This is a genomic window from Streptomyces sp. (assembly GCF_036566765.1).
Taxonomy (GTDB): Bacteria; Actinomycetota; Actinomycetes; order Streptomycetales; family Streptomycetaceae; genus Streptomyces.
Window position 1 is genome coordinate 1 of record NZ_DATCVQ010000397.1, and the last position, 7,050, is coordinate 7,050.

Consider the following 7,050-nt stretch of genomic DNA (forward strand, 5'->3'; position numbering starts at 1 on the left):
GGCGGCGGCGCACGCGGGCGCCGCGTCGCCCTCGGGGCGCAGCGGGGTCTGCCAGTCGCCGAGCGGCCGCGTCGCGGCCGTCTGCTCGGACCGTTCCTCGCCCCCGCCCCCCATCTGCTGCAGGGCCAGCACGCCGCCCGCCGCGAGCGCGACGAGGACGGCCGCCGCCACGAGGGCGACGGGCCGCCGGCGGCGGCGCATGGTCCGCGTACGGGAGCGGGGCGACGCCCCCGTGGCCCCGGTGGCCCCGGTCGTGTCGGGTCCGGAGGCGGCACCCCCGCTTCCGGTCCCCAGCGCCCGAGTGTCGGTGTCCTGCCCCACCCCGCCCGACGACGGCCGCCGCTGCGCGGGGATGAACGCCTCCGCCTCGTACGACGGCGGCAGCAGCGCGGCCATGATTTCGTCCGGCGTCGGGCGGTCGCCCGGTTCCTTCGCCAGGCAGCGCGCGACGAGCGGCGCCAGCTCCTCCGGCACGCCCGTCAGGTCCGGCTCGTCGTGGACCACCTGGTACGCCACGATGTACGGGCTGTCCGAGTCGAAGGGGCCGGTCCCGGTCGCCGCGTGCACAAGCACCGAGCCGAGGGCGAACACGTCCGCCGCCGGCCCCACCTGCCGCGGCCGCTGGAACTGCTCGGGGGCCATGAACGGCGGCGAGCCGATCAACTTGCCCGTCTCCGTGCGCAGATCGCTGTCCACCGGCCGGGATATGCCGAAGTCGATGACCTTCGGCCCGCTGTCCGTGAGCAGCACGTTGCCCGGCTTGAGATCCCGGTGCACCACCCCGGCGCGGTGGATGTCGCGCAGCGCCTCCGCGAGCCCGGCCGTCAGCCGGCGCAGCTCCGCGGGCGCCAACGGCCCGTTCTGCCGGACCTGTTCGGCGAGCGTCGGCCCGGGGACGTACAGCGTGGCCATCCAGGGGCGGCTCGCGTCCGGGTCGGCGTCGACGACCGGCGCCGTGAACGCGCCGCTCACCCGCCGCGCGGCGGCCACCTCCTGCCGGAACCGGGCCCGGAACTCCGGGTCCGACGCGTAGTTCGCGTGGACGATCTTGACCGCGAGCCTCAGCCCGGAGGCGGAGCGGGCCAGATGGACGACGCCCATGCCGCCGGAGCCGAGATGGGCTCCGAGGAGGTAGTCGCCCGCGTACTCCGGATCTTGGGCGTGTTCGGCTTCCCGGCCGACGCCGGTACTGCGCAACGGTGGCATTGCCCCACCCCGTGTGATTCCCCGTTTATGCGTGCTTGCGCACGACGCACGGAGCCTAGTCCATGACGCATTGATTCCGGACATGGCTTGGTAGCCTGCGCGCGTCATTCGAACGGGGGAGTACTACATGTCCATTGACGAGTCTTCACAGGGCGAGTTCGCGGCGGAGTCCGCCGAGCTGTCCGTCCAGGCCACGGCGTCGGGCACGCGCTATCCGATCGCGCCCGGCTACCGAGTCAACGTCCGGTCCGGCCCGGGCACCAAGTACAGCATCGTCCGCACCCTGCCGGTCGGCGCGACGGTGGCGATCCACTGTCAGCAGCCCGGCGAGTGGATCAGCGGCCCGTACGGCACCACGAACCTCTGGGACAACATCGCCGACGGCGAGTTCGTCTCCGACGCGTACGTGAAGACCGGCAGCGACGGCTACGTCGCCCCGCGCTGCTCCTGATCCACTCGGGTCCGCGCCGCCCGGCACCGCGTCCGTCGTCGCTCACGGGGATAATCGACCCCGTGAGCGACGACGACCACCGCACCGAGAGCCCCGCCGCCGGCCCCCAGCCCGAGGAGATCCGTTTCTTCGGTACGACCTGGGTCGAGCACGACGGCCACTACGGGCTGCGGCGCGTCGCCGTGGCCCTGGGCTCGCTGCTCGCCGCAGCCGCCGGCTGCCTCGTGCTGCGCTTCGCCTACCAGGGCCTGGAGATCGCCGAGGTGGGCGGCTTCGTCAACGTCCTCGTCGTCGTGATGTTCGCGATCTGCAGCGCCATCGCCTTCCGCAGGACCTGGGACGGCTTCTCCCGCCGCCCTGCCGACCCGGCCCGCGAGGAGTCGCTGCGCAGCCTGAAGGCCATCGGCTTCATCGGCTCCCTCCTCGCCTACTTCCTCCGCACCTTCACCGAGGCCCCCGGCGAGAGCCTGCACCGCACCGAATACGAAACCTCCCGCGCCCAATACGCGAAACGCCGCACCTCCCGAACGGGCAACCCGGCAACCCGCAAGAAGCCGAAGCGCAAGTAACAAAAGCCCCGCCCCCTCCGCCGCGGCCACACGCTGCGGCCCCCACTCCGCAGCGCGGCGCCCACGCGCCCACCCGGTCGACGCGCACGCTCCGCTAGCCGCCCCCCCTCCGTTGTGGGCATTCGTTCCGCTGTGGGGGTCCCCCCAGGACGAAGTCCTAGGGGGAGGAACGGGTGGGCACAACGGAACGGCGCCCTTGCGGGCGCCTCCGCTTCCTGCGCCCGGCAACCACGGGGCGCGGTGCCCAAGCAAGCCCCTCGTGCGCAAGGCCCCGGCAAGGCCCAGCCCCCACCCCCGTCCGAATCCTTGACGCCCGACACCCCCAGGCGCATTATTCATCGCATGATGAATAAACCCGCCGGCACCCCAGGAGCCGGCGCAATCGTCGCCCACGCCCTCACCGTCGTACGCGGCGACCGCCAAGTCCTCCGCAGCATCGACTTCACCGTCCCCCCGGCCCAGATCACCGGCCTCCTAGGCCCCTCCGGCTGCGGCAAGACGACCCTCATGCGGGCGATCGTCGGCACCCAGGCCAAGGTCACCGGCACCCTCGACGTCCTCGGCCGACCCGCCGGCGACCCCGCCCTGCGCTCCCGCATCGGCTACGTCACCCAGGACCCGTCCGTCTACGACGACCTCACCGTCCGCCAGAACCTCGACTACTTCGCCGCCATCCTCTTCCCCGGCCGCGCCCACCGCGACGAACGCCGCACCGCCGTCGAGCGGGCCATCGCCGACGTCGACCTCGCCGACCACGCGCACGCCCTCGCCGGCCGGCTCTCCGGCGGCCAGCGCAGCCGCGTCTCGCTCGCCGTCGCCCTCCTCGGCGCCCCGGAGCTCCTGGTCCTCGACGAGCCGACCGTCGGCCTCGACCCCGTCCTCCGCCGCGACCTCTGGAACCTCTTCCACCGCATCGCCGCCGACCGCGGCACCACGCTCCTGGTCTCCTCGCACGTCATGGACGAGGCCGAGCGCTGCCACCGGCTGCTCCTCATGCGCGAGGGCGAGATCCTCGCCGAGGACACCCCCGACGACCTGCGCCACCGCAACGACACCCCCACCGTCGAAGCGGCCTTCCTCCGCCTCGTCGACGCCGCGAACGCCCGAGCGGCCCAAGCCGCCGGAGCCGTACAGACCGGAGCCGCACAAGCCGCAGCCGCACAGCAGCAGGAAGAGGAACCCCAGCCGTGAACATCGACCGCACCCTCGCCACCGCCGCCCGCGTCCTGCGCCAACTGCGCCACGACCCGCGCTCGATCGCTCTGATGCTCCTCGTCCCGTGCCTGATGCTCGTCCTGCTCCGGTACGTCTTCGACGGCAGCCCGCAGACCTTCGACAACATCGGGGCCTCGCTGCTCGGCATCTTCCCGCTGATCACGATGTTCCTGGTGACCTCGATCGCCACCCTGCGCGAACGCACCTCCGGCACCCTCGAACGCCTGCTGGCCATGCCCCTCGCCAAGGGCGACCTGATCGCCGGCTACGCCCTCGCCTTCGGTCTCCTGGCCATCGTCCAGTCCGCCCTCGCCACCGGCCTCGCCGTGTGGTTCCTCGGCCTCGACGTCATCGGCTCGCCCTGGCTGCTGCTCCTGGTCGCCCTGCTCGACGCCCTGCTCGGCACCGCCCTCGGCCTGTTCGTCTCCGCCTTCGCCGCGTCCGAGTTCCAGGCCGTCCAGTTCATGCCGGCCGTGATCTTCCCCCAGCTGCTGCTCTGCGGACTGTTCATCGCGCGCGACCGCATGCAGCCCGTCCTCGAAGGCATCTCGAACGTGCTGCCCATGTCGTACGCCGTCGACGGCATGAACGAGGTCCTGCGGCACACCGACGTCACCGCCGACTTCATCCGCGACGCCCTCGTCGTCGCCGGCTGCGCCGTCCTCGTCCTCGGCCTCGGCGCGGCCACCCTCCGCCGCCGCACCGCGTGACCGCCCCTCGGACGCCCGGGCGCCGACCGGGCGCCCGGTGCGAGGATGGCGGCACGTACCCCCTCCGGCGAGGTGAACAGAGCCATGACCCAGACCGTCGCAGTCCTCGGCACCGGCAAGATCGGTGAAGCGCTCCTCAGCGGCATGATCCGAGCCGGCTGGAGCCCCGCCCACCTGCTCGTCACCGCCCGCCGCTCCGAGCGTGCCGCGGAACTGCACGACCGCTACGGCGTCGAGGCGGTCACCAACGCCGACGCCGCCAAGCGCGCCGACACCCTCATCCTCGCCGTGAAGCCCCAGGACATGGGCCGGCTCCTGGACGAGCTCGCCCCGCACGTCGGCGCCGACCGCCTCGTCATCAGCGCCGCCGCCGGCATCCCGACGGCCTTCATCGAGGAGCGCCTGACCGCCGGCACCCCCGTCGTCCGCGTCATGCCCAACACCCCCGTCCTCGTCGACGAGGGCATGTCCGTCATCTCCGCCGGCAGCCACGCCACCCCCGAGCACCTCGCCCACGCGGAGGAGATCTTCGGCGGCGTCGGCAAGACCCTGCGCGTCCCCGAGTCCCAGCAGGACGCCGCCACCGCCCTCTCCGGCTCCGGACCGGCGTACTTCTACTTCCTCGTCGAGGCCATGACGGACGCGGGCATCCTCCTCGGCCTGCCCCGCGCCCAGGCCCACGACCTCATCGTCCAGGCCGCCATCGGCGCCGCCGTGATGCTCCGCGACAGCGGCGAGCACCCGGTCAAGCTCCGCGAGGCCGTGACCTCCCCGGCCGGTACCACCATCAGCGCCATCCGCGAGCTGGAGAACCACGGCGTCCGCGCCGCCCTCATCGCGGCTCTGGAGGCCGCCCGCGACCGCAGCCGCGAGCTCGCCTCCGGCACCGGCTGAGTCACCGCGCGGCCGCACCCTTCAGCACGTCCTCCGTGGTCACGACCCGGGCGAACCGCCCGCCGTGCAGCGACACCGCCGTCGCCCGGGTCAGCTCCTCCGCCGTCTGCGTCCACCCGAACGGGCCCGTCAGGTCGAAGGTGTGCATCGCGTCCAGCGGGAACAGCACGTCGTACCCGAGGTTCCCGCCCATCCGCGCGGTCGTCTCGTTGCACATGTTCGTCTGGATGCCGGCCACCACGATCTGCGAGATCCCCGCCCCCTTCAGCCAGGCGTCGAGATCCGGCTCCCCGTAGAAGGCCGAGTTCACCGTCTTGGTGACCAGGACCTCCGGGCCGGACCCCTTGCCCCGCCGCTCCGCGACGACGTCCTTGAACTCGTTCCCCTCGGTGCCCGGCTCCAGCGGCGACCCCGGCTGCACCGAGTCATGCCGTACGAACACCACCGGACGCCCCGTCTCCTGCCAGGCGTCGATCAGCGCCGCGATGTTCCCCTCAGCCCCGTCGTTGTTCCGCCGGCCCCAGAACTCGCGCTCGAAGCCCTTCTGCACGTCGATGACGATCAGGGCCGCGTTCTCTGTGATCTCCATGCCCTCGATCCTGCTGGCTCAAGGGCCGCCGTCCCAGAGGAGGAAAAGTCAGCGATCGATGGTTTACTGCCACCGTGACGGAACCCCAGCGCATCGCCCTGCTCTGCTTCCCCGGCATCCGTGCCTTCGACGTCTCCGTGGTCAACGAGATCTGGGGCCAGGACCGCAGCGCCCGCTCCGTCCCCCGCTTCGAACTCCGCAGGCTCGCCGCCGACCCGACCACCCCCATCCCCCTCAGCGGCGGCTTCGCCCTCACCCCCGACCGCGGCCTGGACTGGGCCGGCCAGGCCGACCTCGTCCTCGTCCCCGGTATAGAGGACCCCGACGAGGACATCCCCGACGCCGTCCTCGACGCCCTGCGCGCGGCGCACGCCGCAGGCACCCCCGTCGCCTCCCTCTGCGCCGGCGCATTCGTCCTGGCCCGCGCCGGCCTCCTCGACGGCCGCCGCGCGGTCACCCACTGGTACCTCGCCGAGCGCCTCCAGGCCCGCCACCCCGAGGTACGCGTGGAACCCGACGCCCTGTTCGTCGAGGACTCCGGCATCTGGACCTCCGCCGGAGTCGCCGCGGGCATCGACCTCTGCCTCCACCTCGTCCGTACGGCCCACGGGGCCGAAGTCGCCGCCACGCTCGCCCGGACGATGGTCACCGCCCCCTTCCGCACCGGCACCCAGGCCCAGTTCATCGAGCGCCCCACCCCCCGGGCCGACCGCGACGCGGACGCCCTCGCGGACGTCCGCGCCCACGCGCTCGCCCACCTCGACGAACCCCACACCGTCACGAGCCTCGCCGCCCGCGCCGGCATGTCCCCCCGCACCTTCGCCCGCCACTTCCAGGCCACCACCGGCACCACACCGCTCCACTGGCTCATCGCCCAGCGCGTCGCCGCCGCCCAGAAGCTCCTCGAACAGACCGACCACCCCCTCCCCGAGGTGGCACGCCGCTCAGGCTTCGGCAGCGAGGTCACGATGCGCCAGCACTTCGCCGCCCACCTGGCCACCAGCCCCCGCACCTACCGAACGTCCTTCCGGAGGCCCCTGGCCCCGGGTTGACACGGGATTGCTCCCTCCGTAGTGTTCTCCGAGTTGTCCGACGTGAGCACCGACTCCGGTCGGCCCCGGACAGCCATTCCGCAAGACCCACTACAAGCAGACGATGCTTCATCGCGTCGTCATGCTTTCCGTGCGTTTTTGCGAAATGAGGAATCCGTGTTCGAAGGTTTGAGCGCGAGCCCCCGATTAGCGTCGGAGGCAGGGAATCCGCTAAAGTCTCACTCGTCGGAACGGCCCAACGGGTCGGAAAGACAAACCCGCTGACTGGGAATCAGACGCCGAAAGGATCTGATAGAGTCGGAACCGCCGGAAGGGCCCGGAGCGAAAGCGAAAGGCGCGGAAAGCAAGCCGAAAGGCACCGAGG

8 protein-coding genes are annotated in these 7,050 nt (G+C 72.1%); 6 read left to right on the forward strand and 2 right to left on the reverse strand.

Annotation, left to right across the window (positions count from 1 at the left end; translation table 11 throughout):
- On the reverse strand, positions 1 to 1,206 hold a 1,206-nt coding region (locus tag VIU94_RS23240), incomplete at its 3' end, for a serine/threonine-protein kinase (protein ID WP_331913799.1).
- A 127-nt stretch (positions 1,207 to 1,333) separates the two neighbouring features.
- Between VIU94_RS23240 and VIU94_RS23245 the strand changes: the two genes are divergently transcribed.
- The 5 genes from VIU94_RS23245 (at position 1,334) to proC (ending at position 5,045) form a co-directional block, all read left to right on the forward strand.
- On the forward strand, positions 1,334 to 1,657 hold the full coding sequence (locus VIU94_RS23245) for an SH3 domain-containing protein (RefSeq protein ID WP_331913800.1): 324 nt from the start codon (positions 1,334 to 1,336) through the stop codon (positions 1,655 to 1,657).
- 62 nt (positions 1,658 to 1,719) lie between these two features.
- A complete protein-coding gene (locus VIU94_RS23250) occupies positions 1,720 to 2,226 on the forward strand; it encodes a hypothetical protein (protein WP_414720991.1) in 507 nt (168 codons plus the stop codon).
- A 345-nt stretch (positions 2,227 to 2,571) separates the two neighbouring features.
- Positions 2,572 to 3,417: an ABC transporter ATP-binding protein gene (locus VIU94_RS23255; RefSeq protein ID WP_331913806.1), complete on the forward strand. Its 846-nt coding sequence runs from the start codon at positions 2,572 to 2,574 to the stop codon at positions 3,415 to 3,417.
- Positions 3,414 to 4,151 (forward strand): ABC transporter permease, encoded by a 738-nt coding sequence (locus VIU94_RS23260; protein WP_331913801.1) that lies wholly within the window; start codon positions 3,414 to 3,416, stop codon positions 4,149 to 4,151. Before VIU94_RS23255 ends, VIU94_RS23260 begins: the two co-directional genes overlap by 4 nt.
- An 84-nt stretch (positions 4,152 to 4,235) precedes the next feature.
- Complete coding sequence (proC, locus tag VIU94_RS23265) at positions 4,236 to 5,045, forward strand: pyrroline-5-carboxylate reductase (RefSeq protein ID WP_331913802.1); 810 nt, start codon at positions 4,236 to 4,238, stop codon at positions 5,043 to 5,045.
- Position 5,046: 1 nt separating this feature from the next.
- Here proC and VIU94_RS23270 read toward each other — a convergent pair whose 3' ends face one another.
- Complete coding sequence (locus VIU94_RS23270) at positions 5,047 to 5,634, reverse strand: cysteine hydrolase family protein (protein WP_331913803.1); 588 nt, start codon at positions 5,632 to 5,634, stop codon at positions 5,047 to 5,049.
- A gap of 74 nt (positions 5,635 to 5,708) precedes the next feature.
- On the opposite strand from VIU94_RS23270, the gene VIU94_RS23275 reads away from it, so the two are divergent.
- Complete coding sequence (locus tag VIU94_RS23275; RefSeq protein ID WP_331913804.1) at positions 5,709 to 6,686, forward strand: GlxA family transcriptional regulator; 978 nt, start codon at positions 5,709 to 5,711, stop codon at positions 6,684 to 6,686.
- Positions 6,687 to 7,050: the final 364 nt, after the last annotated feature.